Below are 15,060 nucleotides of genomic sequence, written 5' to 3'. Positions count from 1 at the left end.
GTCAGAGAGCATAAGGCTTAAACTGCTGGGTTTTTTAAAAATTCTTCCTTTTTGTTAATGTATGTTTGCAAATCTTTGTCTCCCCTTCCAGAGAGGTTGATTACAATAATATCATCTTTTTTGATGTCGAGGACGTCAAGGGCTGCAATGGCATGAGCTGACTCCAGAGCAGGAATGATGCCTTCTAGTTTACATAAAAGCAAACCCGCTTTATATGCTTCTTCATCAGTAATGCTAAAAAACTTGGCTCTTCCTGTTTCGAACAGGTGTGCATGTATGGGGCCTATACCTGGGTAGTCCAGACCTGCTGAAATAGAGTGCGGTTCTGTAATCTGCCCGTCTTCTGTTTGCATTAACAGCGTTTTACTTCCGTGAATGATGCCTGGCTTGCCTAAAAAAGTTGTTGCCGCTGAATATCCTGAATTTACACCTAGACCGGCTGCTTCTACAGCTATAAGGTCTACTTTTTCATTTTGTAAGAAATGGTAAAAAGCGCCTGCGGCATTGCTTCCTCCGCCTACGCAGGCAACTACATAATCCGGTTCGTCTGTACCTGTTTTTTCCTTGAGCTGCTTTTTCATCTCCTCGCTGATAATGGCTTGGAAACGTGTTACCATATCAGGGTATGGATGAGGGCCAACCACTGAACCAATTATATAATGAGTATCTACAGGGTTGTTTATCCAGTCGCGGATGGCTTCATTCGTGGCATCTTTTAAGGTGCGGCTGCCAGAAAGAGCTGGTATTACTGTTGCTCCCAGCATTTTCATGCGCTCTACATTGGGTTTTTGCCTTTGCATATCAACTTCACCCATATAAACGATACATTCCATACCCATGAGAGCACATACGGTTGCTGTAGCTACCCCATGCTGACCTGCACCTGTTTCGGCAATAATCCGTGTTTTTCCGAGCCTTTTGGCCAAGAGTATTTGGCCTAATGTATTATTGACTTTATGGGCTCCGGTGTGACAGAGATCCTCTCTTTTTAAATAAACTTTTGCTTGATATTTTTCTGAGAGCCGTGAAGCAAAGTATAAAGGTGTAGGTCTTCCAACATAATCGCGAAGCAGTGCATGGTATTCGTCCTGAAAAGACGGATCGTAGATAATTTCCAAATACCTACTTTTTAGTTCCTCTACATTTGGATGGAGCATTTCAGGAATATACGCACCTCCAAAATTTCCATAAAATCCTTTATCGTTAACCGTATAGTTCATGGCTCTTCATTTGTGTTATAAAATCCAGGACCAGCATCGGGTCTTTTCGCCCTGGTTCCAGTTCAAATTTACTGTTTATATCTACTGCATGTATATTAAGCCAATCTAGTTTGGCTATTGTTTCTATGGCAGAAGCATCAATGCCGCCACTAAGAAAGATAGGCAGTTCATTGTCATATTTTCTGAGTACCTCCCAGTCAAAGGTAATGCCATTGCCTCCATAATTTGCTCCTTTGGCATCAAAAAGGAAGTAATCGCAATAAGGCTTATATTCTTCAAGCTTTTCAAAATCAAAATCAGGACTTACAGAAAAGGCTTTGACTACCTTGTAGCCTTCTTGTTGGATAAGCCTGCAAACGGACGCTGGCTCGTCGCCGTGAAGTTGAATATGAGAAAAGCCATAAACAGGAGCGATTTCGGTAATGAAAGATGCTTCCCTGTTTACGAATACACCTGTTTTTTCTACATTTTGCAAGGGCCTTACCACTTCTGGACAAAGGGTATGCTCCATGCTTCTTGGAGATCTATCGTAAAAGATAAACCCCATGTAGTCCGGCGACAAATCGTAAATCTCATTTAGATTGTCGCGAAATTTCATACCACAGACCTTTATTTTCATATGCTTTAGCTTTTAGGCCTAAATTTTTTAGCCATGCTTAAATTCACAGGCGATAAACCAGATGTTATTGCTCTAATTAAATCTTAGAGACAAAGTCTTTAAATGATTTGCCTGGATTTTCGGTTTTCATAAAATTTTCTCCAATGAGAAATCCGTTGAAGCCATATTTTTTTAGCTCTCTTATGGTTTCAGGATTGTCAATGCCACTTTCGGAAACTTTAAGAAACTGTTCAGGAATTAACTCAGACAGCCTTTTAGAAGTTTCAATGCTCACTTCAAATGTTTTTAAGTTCCTGTTGTTGACACCCACTACATCTACTGAATCATTAATATGGCTTTTAAGTTCTTCTTCATCATGAACTTCTAGAAGCACCTCCATACCAAGATATTTTGTAAAGGCAGCCAGCTCTTGTAGCTTTTGTGGCGTTAGGGCAGCTGCAATTAATAATATTATGTCGGCGCCAAGTGATTTCGCTTCAACAATTTGGTATTGATCCACAATAAAATCTTTTCTCAATAGGGGACAGTTTACTGTAACCCTTGCTTGGGTAAGGTCTTTGTCGGATCCGCCGAAATAATCTATATCTGTAAGTACAGAAATGGCAGAAGCTCCTCCTTCATCGTACATGTTTACAACATCCTGAACCAGTACCTTGTCATTAATTACTCCTTTAGATGGAGATTTTTTCTTAAACTCAGCAATAATACCCGTTCTTTCTGGATCTTTCAGAAACTGCTTTAGCGATAGCGGTGTACGGTTGAAATACATGGTTTTCTCCAGCTCTGCAACTGGGCATAGCTGCCTTCGTGATTCAACTTCTGCCTTCTTATGGTTTATTATTTTATCGAGTATATTCATTTATTCTCAAGCATTATATTCCAAAAGCTTTTTAAACGCCGTCAATGCTTTTCCAGATTCAAGTGACTCTTTTGCTGTGGCAAAGGCATCTTCTAGGGACATTTCAGGACATGCGCAGTAAATGGCCATTCCTGCATTTGCCAGAACTACTTCCTTTTGTGCGGGCGTACACTTGTTGCTAAGCACTGCATTGAAAATGGTCGCAGCTTCCTCTACCGTGTTTCCGCCACTAAGTTGACTTTGCTCTAGCCGTGAAAAGCCTAGCTCCTCTGGTTGGTATATGGCCTCATTCCTCCCGGAGATTACTTTGAATGCACCGGTCAATGATACTTCGTCATAGCCATCAAGCGAATGCAGGATGACAAAATGCTTTCCTGTATTTTGATAAAGGTAACCATATAACCGGGCAAGCTCAAGGCTAAACACACCGATCATTTGATGCTTAGGGAATGCAGGGTTTACCATAGGACCTAGCATATTGAAAAATGTTTTTACGCCTAACTCTCTTCTGATTGGGGCAACATTTTTCATGGCCGGGTGAAACAAAGGGGCGTGCATAATGCAAATGCCAGCCTTGTCTATTTGTCTTTCTAGCGTATCTTTTTGGTTGGTAAACTTATAGCCTAGGTACTCCATTAAATTAGAGGAGCCACAGGCTGAAGAAATGCCATAATTGCCGTGTTTCGCAACTTTTACACCGGCACCGGCTACCACAAAAGATGCTGCGGTAGATACATTAAAGGTGTCTTTTCCGTCACCACCTGTTCCACATAGGTCTATAGGACTGTAATCTGAAAGGTCTGTTGCAATGCATAAGTCCAGCATGGCGTCTCTAAACCCTTCCAGTTCATCTACGGTAATGCTGCGCATCATATAGATTGTAAGGAAGCAAGCCATTTGGCTCTGGTTAACCTTTCCTTGTGCCAGGTCCATAAGTACTTGTCTTGCAGTTGCCCTGTCAAGGCTTTTTTGTTCTAACAGATGGTTTAGGATATCTTTCACTGTAAATTCTTTATATGTCTGATTACCCTGAAAGTAATTTCCGATTGCTTTCTAAGGTGCTTTATTGCTTGTAATTTAATAAAACATTGTTTTAGCCTAACAATGATCTGTGTATTTTATTTGCCTAAAATTAAACAATGGTTACGGTATTATGCCTTTTGCGTTAGTTTTCTAGCCAATTTTTTAAGATGAGCTTTCCATTTTCGGTCAAGATCGACTCTGGGTGGAATTGCACCCCTCTTACATCATAGCTTTTATGTTTTAGGGCCATAATGTTGTTTAGGTCATCTTGGGCTGTTATGGTCAGGTTTTCGAGGTTAGACTTTGGGTCTACTGCCCAAGAATGATACCTTCCGGATTTGAAAGTTTGAGGTAAACCTTTGAATATAGTGTCATTGGCGGTGATTTTGGTATTAATACCAATGCCATGGTAGACTTCGTCCAAGTTTATTAAGGATGCCCCAAATACTTCACCGATTGCCTGATGGCCTAAACAGACTCCAAATATACTTTTCTTAGGAGCATATTCCTTGATTAGGTCAAGCATAATGCCTGCCTCTGAAGGTATGCCCGGCCCTGGGGAAAGTAAGATTTTGTCATAGGCTTTCACTTCTTCCAAGCTAATCTTGTTATTTCTGATCACATCCATGTGTTCGCCGTAGCCAAGCTCCCGGATGATATGTACTATATTGTAAACGAACGAATCGTAATTGTCAAGAACCAGTATTTTCATTTTTTCCAACGCTGCAATGGTTATTTAATTTCTGAGGCTATTTCAAAGGATTTTCTTAGTGCCAAAAGCTTGTTGTGCACTTCATTTAACTCGCTTTGGGTATTAGACTTAGCTACAACTCCTGCGCCTGCCTGATAAAACAGTTTGTTGTTTCTGCTTAGGAGTGATCTAATGATAATGGCGTGGTTAAAGTCGCCATTGAACCCTAAGAAGCCTATCGCACCACCATAAAATCCCCTGTTCCCTTTTTCGTATTTGTTTATTAATGTCATAGCCGAATGCTTTGGTGCGCCAGACAAAGTGCCTGCCGGAAAAGTATCAGCCACTAAGTTTAACGACGAGGTGCTATCCTCAAGTTCACCCGTAACTTTAGAAACCAAATGGATGACATGTGAGTAATATTGTATCTCTTTGAAAGTTTCAACGGTAACGTCTTTGCCACTGCGGCTTAGGTCATTCCGGGCTAAGTCAACAAGCATTACGTGTTCTGAGTTTTCCTTTGGGTCATCAAAAAGTTTTTTAGCCAACTCTGCGTCTTGTTGATCATTGCCAGTACGCTTAAATGTTCCTGCTATAGGGTAAATAGTGGCTTTTCTGTCTTTTATTACTATTTGTGCTTCAGGTGAAGATCCGAAAATTTTGAAATTGCCATAATCAAAATAAAACAGATAAGGGCTAGGGTTTATTGATCTTAATGCCCTGTAAACGTTAAACTCATCGCCTTTAAAGCTCTGAGAGAATCTTCTTGACAGCACCATTTGGAAAACGTCTCCACGGTGGCAATGGTCTATTCCTTTTTGGATGATTTGCAGGAATTCTTCGTCATTGAAATTAGACACCTCGTCATTGCCAGGATAAAACCGGTAGCTGGCAAAGTTTTTATTGTTTATAAGGGTTTCTATGAGGTGGATGCTTTCTTCTTCGTCGCCATAACTGTGCTCAAATATGTAAAGCTCTTCTTTGAAGTGGTTTATGACTATGACATATTGGTAGACCTGATAAAGAATATCGGGTATATTGCGTTCTTCTGAGCTATAGGTTTTGATTTCTACATCTTCAAAATACCTTACTGCATCAAAAGCGATATATCCGAAAAGCCCATTGTTGCTAAAGTTAAACTCCCCTTCCTCGGTCTCAAAGCGGTTTCTGAATTGGTTTAGCTCATGTATAACCTGGCCCTTTTGCTCAATAGCTGTTTTGGTTTTTGTACCATCTGGAAATTGGGTGTTGATGCTGTCGTTAGCAACTTCAAATCTGGCTATGGGTTTTATGCATATATAAGAAATGCTGTTTTCAGTTCCGTGATAGTCAGAGCTTTCTAGTAGAATGCTGTTAGCAAACTTGTCTCTGATCTTTAAATAGATACTTACCGGCGTTACGGTATCGGCTAATAGTTTCTTATATCGCGTCTTTAATTTGTATGTTTTCATAGGGCTATTAAAAGAAAAAAGCTTGCTGTGAACAGCAAGCCTCTTTGTTAGTGGTATTGTATATACATAAAGGTAGTGTTCACATTTCGATTAAGAAATTTGCCACCACCAAATATTATGTAATTGATTCTTCATTTTTTTTCTCCAACTTTAGGTCAAAAGTAAGAATATTTTTTAAAAAGTGAAATAGTTTCGCCTGAAATGTGATACGATATTATCGTTTTTCCTGCTAACTGTAATACTCTATCTTTTTAGGCCCAATGCTGGCCTCCTTTGTTTAAGCGGTGTAAGGTCTGTTTCATAAAAAATGCCAATATGCAGAAGTAAATGCCGTTATTTAGGTCTATGAAATTATTTGTAACCGCACTCAATTCTGGAAGCAATGGAAATTGCTATTATATAGGAAATAATGATGATGCTGTATTAGTCGATGCAGGAATTAGTTGTCGGGAAATTGAACGAAGGATGGCGCGTCTTGGACTGGATATGCAAAAAGTCCGTGCTTTGTTTATTTCTCACGAACATGCTGACCATGTAAGAGGTGTGAAGGTTTTGTCAAAGAAGTATAAGCTACCGGTTTACATAACCCCTGGCACTTTGAACAATGCACGGTACTTGGATCCTACTAACCCATTTTTTGTAAAAATGCATTCTTACTCCAGTATCAAGTACGGCGATTTGGAAGTAATTGCTTTCCCCAAACTACATGATGCCAGAGATCCTCAAAGCTTTATTATTAGACAACATGGGTTGTGTGTTGGCGTTTTCACGGATATAGGCGCTCCTTGTGAACATGTGATAGAAAATTTTAAGCATTGCCATGCGATTTTCCTTGAAGCAAATTACGATACAAAAATGCTTGAAACAGGGCGCTATCCATATTATTTGAAGCGAAGAATCAGCAGTGAAAAAGGGCATTTGTCAAATGAGCAGGCACTGGAGCTTTTTCTCGAACATCGGCCTCCTTTTATGAGCCATGTTTTCCTCTCGCATATTTCTGCTGATAACAACGACCGGGAGATGGCCTATAATCTGTTTAATTCGCAGTCTGATGGCGTGAAAATAGTTTTGACGTCGAGGTCTTCTGAAATTCCTGTCTACGAGATCTTGGGAGAACAAACAGAAATTGGTGTGAGTGAAGCTGTCGGTTAAGTTTATTAAGTTATAAAGTAGATTTTTCTTGTTTTGTAAAATATTCTTCTGAGTAATATTCTATCTTTGTGACTTATTTTGATATTTATGGAATTTCGTGACGGTAACTATTTAATACAAGGGCTCAATGTACAGGATATTTGTGCAGAGTTTGACACCCCTTTGTATGTGTATGACGCTGAAAAAATCTTACTTCAGTATAGTAGATTAAAAAATGCTTTTGATGGTGTAGACCTGAAAATCAAATATGCTGTTAAAGCGCTAACGAATCAGGCTATCTTAAAACTGCTTCGGAAAGCTGGATCTGGTGTAGATGTAGTTTCCATTCAAGAAGTGCATTTGGCATTAAAAGCAGGTTATAAAGGTTCCGACATTATGTTTACGCCGAGCTGTACTGATTTCGAAGAAATTCGTGAAGCTATAAAAATTGGTACAACTGTAAATATTGATAGCATTCCTTATTTGGAAAAGTTTGGTAAAGAATATGGCAATTCTTACCCATGTTGTATTCGGATCAATCCACATATAGATGCCGGTGGTAATATTAAAATCATGACCGGCCATAAGGAATCTAAGTTTGGTATTTCTATTGACCAAGTAGAGGAGGTTTATGAGGTTGTCAAGAAGTATGGTATTTCAGTGGCAGGATTGCATATTCATAGCGGATCGGACTTTAAAAGCCCGGATGCTTTCGTAAAGGCCGCCGAAGTGCTGTTTGACCTGTCTGAACGCTTTCCTGATTTACAGTTTTTGGATTTAGGTAGTGGCTTTAAAGTAGCCTATAAAGAAGGTGACCATACTACAGATATCGAAGCTCTTGGTAAAAAAATGTCTGAAGCATTCAATGCCTTTTGTGACAAATATGGGAGAAAGCTTCAATTATGGTTTGAGCCGGGAAAGTTTTTGGTGAGCGAGTGTGGATACTTCTTTGTAAAAACCAATGTTGTTAAACCTACGCCTGCCTGTACATTTGTAGGTGTTGGCTCTGGGTTAAACCACCTTATCAGGCCAATGATGTACAATGCCCACCATGATATTATCAATGTCTCTAATCCTTCTGGTGCGAAACAAAAATATAAAGTTGTTGGCTATATCTGTGAAACAGATACTTTTGGTTCAGATGTAGAACTTTCGGAAGTAAGGGAAAATGATATTTTGGCATTGAAGAATGCAGGTGCTTATGGGTTTAGTATGAGCTCTAACTACAATTCGAGGTTCAGACCTGCGGAAGTTTTGGTTTATAATAAGAAAGCTCATTTGATTAGGAAACGTGAAACAATGGAAGACCTTTTAAGAAACCAGGTTGAGGTAGATATAGACTAGTAGTAGTGGTTTTTATATTAGGGCGCGCTGAAAAACGGCCAAAATATTGATCTTGTTATTTTTGTATAAAAATTATGAGGTATAGGTGCAAGGGCTTTTCGGTTATTTCTTATTTTTCCGTGTACAGTAAATTGAGAATCTTTTAACCCAGTACTTTTTTTGGGCTATCCACAAGCGCACAATCTACTTTATGGCCTTACATTCGAAGTATTCCAATACGTCTTCATGTAAGGCCATGCGTATCTTGCACACTTGTGACTTTTTCAGCAGACCCTATATTAACCAAGGAATAAAAAAAGCAGCTTTTTGAGGCTGCTTTTTTGTTATAATTTTACTTATTCTTATAAATAGAGCCTTTAAAGCCGTAATAACTAATATATAGGTAGCAAAGGATAGGAAGGAAGAATGCGGCGGTTGTTGATTCTATGTTGAAGAATATAAAAGGGATTACCGCGCCTCCAACTATAGACATAATTAAAATTGAAGAACCTTCTTCGGAAAACTTTCCAAGGCCGTGAATACCCATAGCAAATATGCATGGGAATAAGATTGAATTAAAAAGTCCTACTGCAATGATTGGCCATAGTGATGGATCTGTTGCAGGGCCGCTAAGAATGTAGGTCAGCACTAACAAAGCTGCAATGGTCGAAAATACCCCTATAAGTTTTCTAGGGCTAAAGCTCATTAGTAAAAATGCCCCTAAAAACCTGCCGGCCATGGCACCTCCCCAGTAATATTTGGCTAAGTCTTCTGCTGCACGTGTTATATAAGTCCCTAATGTTACTTCAGCACCTACATAAGCGAATATGGCTACTGCGCCTAATACTAAATGTGGGAATTGGAGTACAAATCTTCGTGGCCCATCCTCCGGTTCTTTTACCAGTGGTTCCATCTCATGGGTAATTACCTTTGGAAGTTTACTAAAGCCAATGAGTAACGCTAATAAAAACATTACGGCCCCCATTATCAAATAGGGCAGTTGAACGTAATTCGCAGCGGATCGTTTAATTTCTTCAGGACTCATAGCCTCGTGTGCCTGAGGGCTATAATCGGCAAGGTTGTAAAACAGACCTATGGCTAATAGTGAAGCTAGTACAGTTCCTAAAGCATTAAAGGCCTGGACAAGTGTTAAGCGACTTGCTTCAGTACCCCTTCTGCTTATGAGCACTACATAAGGGTTGGCGCCGACTTGCAATATTGTTATACCAGATGCCAAGACAAAAGTTGAGAGCAAAACCAAAGGATAGGACCTTTCTTCTGCCGCTGGATAATAAAGCATACAACCGATACCTGCTAGAATAACCCCTGATATGATACCATTTTTATAACCTATGTTGTTTATTAACTTACCGGCTGGCACTGAGATAATGAAATAAGTGCCAAAAAAGGCTAGGTTTATTATGAGCATTTCGGTGAGATCAAGCTCAAAGGCTAGCATGAGCTCGTCGATTAGCATTAGGTTAATTACAGTTATGAACCCCCACATAAAAAATAATGTGGAAAGGACTATGAGGGAAGATGTTCTGTTACTACTTTCTGTATTAATACCAGGCATACTGTCTTGGGCTTCTTTAATTTACAATGGTTAGCTACAAAAATTACCTATAAAAGTACACTATTTACGAAAAAAACGTAATTCATGTTTAATGTTTATTTAAAAAAATTGTTTGAAACTGGCTATAATGCTTAGCCTGCCTGTGACGCTTATCTGGTTTTATACAGTTGCCACCAAGGTACGTATGGCTTATCGTGGTGTTCGTAGTGGTATCCAAAAAAATAGCAAGTTAATAAAGCTAATGTGTGATTTTTGTTCTGACTTCTGGCTTTGTGTGCATTTTTTATGTCATGAGCACCCTTGTGAGGCAAATAGGTCCCGAAGTAAAACAATTGGAAGGTGCTCAAAACAGAAGGAAGTGCCCAAAAGAGCAGTACATTGATTTCGGTGAAGAAGTATTTTAAAACATTATATGTTATGGCCATAAATATGATTTGCCATATGGAAATGTATTGCTTTAAGAAACTAAAATACCATGCCAAAAACTTTCCGTTGTGATAATCAGGATCTTCTTCTGTAGCTGGATGCTTATGGTGTAAGTGGTGTTTATGGTATAGCTTGTTGTAGTTGTTGAAGGCAAATAGTAAGGTACAAAGCTTGCCTATTGCAGTATTGATCGTGCTGTTCCTTGAAACAGTTCCATGCATTGCATCATGCGCTGTAATAAAAATGCCTGTATATAGATACGTTTGAAGGAGTATTCCTGCAATAATTAATGGTGTTTCTATATCGATATTAAGAAAAAATGTAAGCGAAGCTAGCCATAGGAAAATGATGATAGTTCCTATGATTACCCCTTTGTGTGGGTATACATTGTTGTTTAGAAGCTCAGAATTTTTTTCTTTATTTGCTCCATTAACCACCTTGGTGTCGAAGTTGCCCCGCATATTCCTATGTTGTCGTTTTCTCTAAATACACTTTTGTCTATTTCGTCTGGTGATGTTACAAAGTAAGTATTTGGGTTATTGGTCTTACATACATTGTACAGTACTTTGCCATTTGAGGACTTGGTTCCAGATACAAAAACTATTTTGTCATGTTTTAAGGCAAAGTCTCTCAGGTCTTTGTCTCTATTTGAAACCTGCCGGCAAATTGTGTCATTAAAATTTATGTTCGGATTAATGGATTTTAGCTCGTCCTTTATTGCGTAAAATTTATCTGTACTTTTTGTCGTTTGGCTGAACACGGACATATTATTGGGTAGCGAGTCTAAATCAAGCTCGCTTAAATTTTCAAAGACGATGGCTGTATTGTTTGTTTGAGACTGTAGCCCAATAACTTCAGCATGTCCTTTTTTCCCGTATATATATATTGTTTCTCCTGAATCATAGCTACTCTTTATCCTGTTTTGTAATTTCAATACTACTGGGCATGAGGCATCAATGAGTTCAAGATTATTTTTTAACGCCAACTGGTAAGTGCTAGCAGGTTCGCCATGCGCACGGATTAGCACTTTTTGATTGTGTAAGTCCTGTAAGTCTTTATGGTCAATGATCCGTAAGCCTTTTTCTTTCAGCCGTTCAATCTCCTGTTCATTATGTACAATATCACCAAGGCAATACAGCTTGCCTTCTTCGTCTAATATAGACTCTGCCATTTCTATAGCGTATATGACGCCAAAGCAAAAGCCTGAATTTTGATCTATGGTAACATTTACATTCATATGGCGTTAACAGGTTCGTTTACCTTATGGTTTTGAAATTTCTCTTTTAATATTTCATAAACTGTAATGTTCATTAACAACAAAGCCATGGAATAAATACTGTCTTCTAAAGGAATGGTCCACAACCTAAATGAAATTTTTTCTGACTCGTTATAAATTACTACTGGAAGGGCGGTAAGGATGCCATTTACCAGAAAAAATGGTATAAGATGGAATAGGTAAGCAATGTAGAAAAGCCGCAAATGTTTTTCTCCAAACCTATAGTAATGTACTAACAATACTGCTGCGGTAAAGAGTGAAACTACTAGTGTATATAATTTGTCGAAATTATAAATGCCACAAATTAAAAGGCTTACCACTAGGATCACAGTGATTTTGCCTGAATGGTAATTAAGTCTTTTGTTCCCAAAGTAATACCTGATTACTTCATATATAAATATACATGCATAAGGTATGGTAAAAAAGAACATCCATTCCTCCAGTGGGAGGTTTACTATGTCTATACCTAATGTATAGTCATGGTTAAATTGCCATACTCCTTTGTGGGTAAAAATGATGTCCCATATGATAAAGACTGCGGCCGTAGAAAGAATGGCTGGAAAAATATGTCTCCACTGTTTATCTACTCTGACCCTTTTGTCAAAAGAAGCGTGTAGGGGGTATGCAATGGAGCCGATATTTAAAAGTAGATAAGTAAGCATTAATTTAAGTATTCTTTAAATGCCATGACTTCTTCTTCGGTACACCTTTCTGATTGTATCATAAATTCTGCCACATTTTTTACAAGGTCCCTGTCTCTCGCATAGTGTTTTCCCAGGTTCTCAAGAATCGCTTTTTTGTCTTCTTCCAGATTATTGCTATATCCAAGAAAGGATGGCAAAAAATGTTCGATTGAAAACCTTAAAAACCTTATTTCGGCATCTTGTGGGCTTATGTCCACGGCGGTTTCCAACGTTTTTTTTGACCTTGACAAGTATTTCAATTTCGAATATGGGTTAAACACATGTTTAGCCATCAAAGCCTCTGCTGCGCCTTTGTAAGCTAATAAAGCCGGCTCTTTCTCGGTTACATTATCTAAGCTGGCAAGTAAGTCTTTTGTTACCTGTTCATCTTCTATGGCTTTATAGAAATTGCTCCGTACTACTTCCAGGTTTGTACCCTGTGCTCCTAGTATGAAAAACATTAATATGGGTGTGAGGAACTGCATATGGTTCAAAAACTGTGTTTAATGTAAGACTTTAATAATAGAATAAACTTCATGTTATCTGGTATTCTAACGCGTTCGTTTAAAATTTTTGCCGGAGGCATGTTCCTTATTTTTCTGAAAAGTGTCCAATAGTAAACATATGCCAGATATACACCTTTTCTTGCTCCTTGTGGTAGTTGTTTTATTCCTATAAGTGCTTCTTCAAAGTCTTTTCTTATATCGTTTTCAATTTTTTGCTTTTCGTGAACGGTGAACTGGTTAAAGCTTATGTTAGGAAAGTAGACCCGCCCTCTTTCTTGAAAGTCGCTTTTCATGTCCCGTAAGAAGTTTACCTTTTGAAATGCAGCACCTAGTTTTTGTGCATAAGGTTTGAGGCTATCATAGGTTTGTTGATCGCCTTCGGCAAATACTTTTAAACACATTAATCCAACGACCTCTGCAGAGCCGTAAATATATTCATTATAGAGGTTATGCTGATATGACTGGTTGTATAGATCCATGGACATGCTTCTTAAAAACGCATTTATTAGCTCATCGCTAATATCATACTTATTTACTACTAGTTGGAAAGATTGTAAAACAGGGTTTAGGCTAATGCCTGTTTTTATAGCTTCGAATGTATCATTTGAAAACTTATCTAGTAGTTCTTTTTTGTCAAAATCATGAAAAGTATCTACTATTTCGTCTGCGTACCTTACAAAACCATAAATCCCGTAAATGGGTTCATGAAACCGTTTGTCCAATGTTTTTATTCCTAAAGAAAAGGAGGTGCTGTAGCTAACCGTTATTAGCTTGCTGCATTTGAAAGATGTGTTGCTATATAGTTCCATGGTCTTTTAGGATTCTTTCTGTGGCAAGTCTTGAACTGATTACAACTATGGGTAAACCTGTCCCGGGAACTGTAGAGGCTCCTGTATAATACAGGTTTTTTAATTCTTCATCTTTGTTTGCAGGTCTAAAGCCTCCTACCTGGCTCATGTCATGTGCAAGTCCTAACCCGCTTCCTTTATAAAGGTTAAATTTTTCTTCCCAGTCACATGGGTCTAATATGGTTTGGGTGATGGTGTTTTCTTTCAGATCATAAGATATTCTTTTTGAAAGATCGGCAATGATATTATTTGCTAATGCTTCACGATCTGTCCAGTTGCTCTTAAATCTTTTGTCTGGGACTGGGCATAAAATAAATAAGTTTTCACAGTCAGGTGGTGCGCAAGACGGTTCTGACTTGGAGCTTACATTTACATAATAGTAAGGCTTTTCAGGTGCAACAGAAGTCTTGAATATCGTGTCCGAATATGCTTTAAAGTTATTCCCTAGAAAGTAGTTGTGGTGATGCAGGTTGGGGATTTTGCCTTTAACCCCTAAGTATATGGTGAAGGGGGCAAGTGTCCAATGCATCTTGTCCAGTTTTTTCTCCTCATATTTTTTGCGGCCAAGTATTTTGCCCCGGAAAGCTGCCGCATCTGAATTTGTTACATATACGTCCGCTTTCCACCTTTTACCGTTTTGATCTATAAAGTTTGATATCGCATTGTTTTTGATATCTATTCCTTTTATCTCAGTATTATAGTGTATTTCCACCTTTCTTTCCTCTAGTACCTTTACCAGCTCTTCTGTTATTTTGTACATACCGCCTTTTACTTTCCAGTAGCCGTCATGTTGTAACTCTGTATAGTTTAGAAGGCTGTATACAGCAGGAGTGTCAAAGGGGGTTGAGCCAAGGAAAAAAGCTACCAAAGAAAATATTATTTTCACTTCTTCAGAACTAAAGTGGCTTTCCAGTTCCTTCCACATGGTCCTGAATAGTTTTGGGCCATGTTTTAATGGGACACCAGTTAAAGACTTTAGGTAATCTAGTTTGTTGGAAAAGTTTCTTTTAATAACCCGGTGTTCTGTGTCATGAAATATTTCTTTTGCAGCTTGTAAATACCTTTGGGCATTTTTTTTGAAGTTAGGCTCAATTTCTGCAAACTCTTCTGCCAGCTTGTCCAAGTTTTTATGAATGAGATATGCCTTGGGATTGCCCTCAAAGTTTACAGCATATAGTGGATCCAGCTCTTGAAAGGACAAAGGGTTTTTTATATTACAAGATTTGAAAAGTTCTTCAAACTCATAGCTCATGCTAAAGAATGAAGGCCCCATATCAAATTTAAAGCCTTTGCTCTCTAACTGATTAAGTCTTCCGCCTGGTTTATGGTATTTTTCCACCATCGTTACTTTGTAACCATGCGTTGTAAGTCTTAGGGCTGTGGATAATCCCCCGAGACCTGTGCCTATAATCAGTGCTGTTTTCATTG

General features: G+C 38.6%; 15 protein-coding genes. 2 read left to right on the top strand and 13 right to left on the bottom strand.

Annotated features, from left to right (window positions below; genetic code table 11):
• Nucleotides 1–17: 17 nt before the first annotated feature.
• From trpB to RCC89_01240, 6 genes are all read right to left on the bottom strand, one after another.
• A complete protein-coding gene (trpB, locus tag RCC89_01265) occupies nt 18–1,220 on the bottom strand; it encodes a tryptophan synthase subunit beta (GenBank protein WMJ71805.1) in 1,203 nt (400 codons plus the stop codon).
• Nucleotides 1,204–1,839, bottom strand: coding sequence for a phosphoribosylanthranilate isomerase (locus RCC89_01260; protein ID WMJ71804.1), 636 nt, complete (start codon nt 1,837–1,839; stop codon nt 1,204–1,206). Before RCC89_01260 ends, trpB begins: the two co-directional genes overlap by 17 nt.
• 76 nt (nt 1,840–1,915) lie before the next feature.
• On the bottom strand, nt 1,916–2,698 hold the full coding sequence (gene trpC, locus RCC89_01255) for an indole-3-glycerol phosphate synthase TrpC (protein WMJ71803.1): 783 nt from the start codon (nt 2,696–2,698) through the stop codon (nt 1,916–1,918).
• A 6-nt stretch (nt 2,699–2,704) separates the two neighbouring features.
• Complete coding sequence (trpD, locus tag RCC89_01250) at nt 2,705–3,700, bottom strand: anthranilate phosphoribosyltransferase (protein WMJ71802.1); 996 nt, start codon at nt 3,698–3,700, stop codon at nt 2,705–2,707.
• Between the two features lie 163 nt (nt 3,701–3,863).
• Entirely contained in the window at nt 3,864–4,433 is a 570-nt protein-coding gene (locus tag RCC89_01245) for an aminodeoxychorismate/anthranilate synthase component II (GenBank protein WMJ71801.1), read from the bottom strand.
• Between the two features lie 20 nt (nt 4,434–4,453).
• Nucleotides 4,454–5,863, bottom strand: a complete 1,410-nt coding sequence (locus RCC89_01240) for an anthranilate synthase component I family protein (GenBank protein WMJ71800.1) — start codon at nt 5,861–5,863, stop codon at nt 4,454–4,456.
• Between the two features lie 345 nt (nt 5,864–6,208).
• Here RCC89_01240 and RCC89_01235 point away from each other — a divergent pair, with 345 nt between their 5' ends.
• On the top strand, nt 6,209–7,015 hold the full coding sequence (locus tag RCC89_01235) for an MBL fold metallo-hydrolase (protein WMJ71799.1): 807 nt from the start codon (nt 6,209–6,211) through the stop codon (nt 7,013–7,015).
• A gap of 87 nt (nt 7,016–7,102) precedes the next feature.
• Complete coding sequence (gene lysA, locus RCC89_01230) at nt 7,103–8,338, top strand: diaminopimelate decarboxylase (GenBank protein ID WMJ71798.1); 1,236 nt, start codon at nt 7,103–7,105, stop codon at nt 8,336–8,338.
• Nucleotides 8,339–8,669: 331 nt separating this feature from the next.
• On the opposite strand, the gene RCC89_01225 is transcribed toward lysA, so the two are convergent.
• From RCC89_01225 to crtI, 7 genes are all read right to left on the bottom strand, one after another.
• Nucleotides 8,670–9,893, bottom strand: a complete 1,224-nt coding sequence (locus tag RCC89_01225) for a sugar MFS transporter (GenBank protein ID WMJ71797.1) — start codon at nt 9,891–9,893, stop codon at nt 8,670–8,672.
• A gap of 149 nt (nt 9,894–10,042) precedes the next feature.
• A complete protein-coding gene (locus RCC89_01220) occupies nt 10,043–10,780 on the bottom strand; it encodes a fatty acid desaturase (GenBank protein WMJ71796.1) in 738 nt (245 codons plus the stop codon).
• On the bottom strand, nt 10,714–11,556 hold the full coding sequence (locus tag RCC89_01215; GenBank protein WMJ71795.1) for a 4-hydroxy-3-methylbut-2-enyl diphosphate reductase: 843 nt from the start codon (nt 11,554–11,556) through the stop codon (nt 10,714–10,716). The genes RCC89_01220 and RCC89_01215 overlap by 67 nt, the downstream gene beginning before the upstream one ends.
• The gene (locus RCC89_01210; GenBank protein WMJ71794.1) at nt 11,553–12,257 is read right to left on the bottom strand and encodes a lycopene cyclase domain-containing protein; all 705 of its coding nucleotides are present in this window, start codon (nt 12,255–12,257) and stop codon (nt 11,553–11,555) included. Before RCC89_01210 ends, RCC89_01215 begins: the two co-directional genes overlap by 4 nt.
• Nucleotides 12,257–12,739 (bottom strand): hypothetical protein, encoded by a 483-nt coding sequence (locus RCC89_01205; GenBank protein ID WMJ71793.1) that lies wholly within the window; start codon nt 12,737–12,739, stop codon nt 12,257–12,259. The genes RCC89_01210 and RCC89_01205 overlap by 1 nt, the downstream gene beginning before the upstream one ends.
• A 29-nt stretch (nt 12,740–12,768) precedes the next feature.
• A complete protein-coding gene (locus RCC89_01200) occupies nt 12,769–13,593 on the bottom strand; it encodes a phytoene/squalene synthase family protein (GenBank protein WMJ71792.1) in 825 nt (274 codons plus the stop codon).
• Nucleotides 13,580–15,058 carry a phytoene desaturase family protein gene (crtI, locus tag RCC89_01195; protein ID WMJ71791.1) on the bottom strand — a complete coding sequence of 493 codons (1,479 nt, stop codon included), beginning with the start codon at nt 15,056–15,058 and terminating at the stop codon, nt 13,580–13,582. The genes RCC89_01200 and crtI overlap by 14 nt, the downstream gene beginning before the upstream one ends.
• Between the last annotated feature and the right edge of the window lie 2 nt (nt 15,059–15,060).

It is taken from the genome of Cytophagaceae bacterium ABcell3 (assembly GCA_030913385.1).
GTDB lineage: Bacteria > Bacteroidota > Bacteroidia > Cytophagales > Cytophagaceae > ABcell3.
This window is presented reverse-complemented; position numbering and strand designations above follow the sequence as displayed.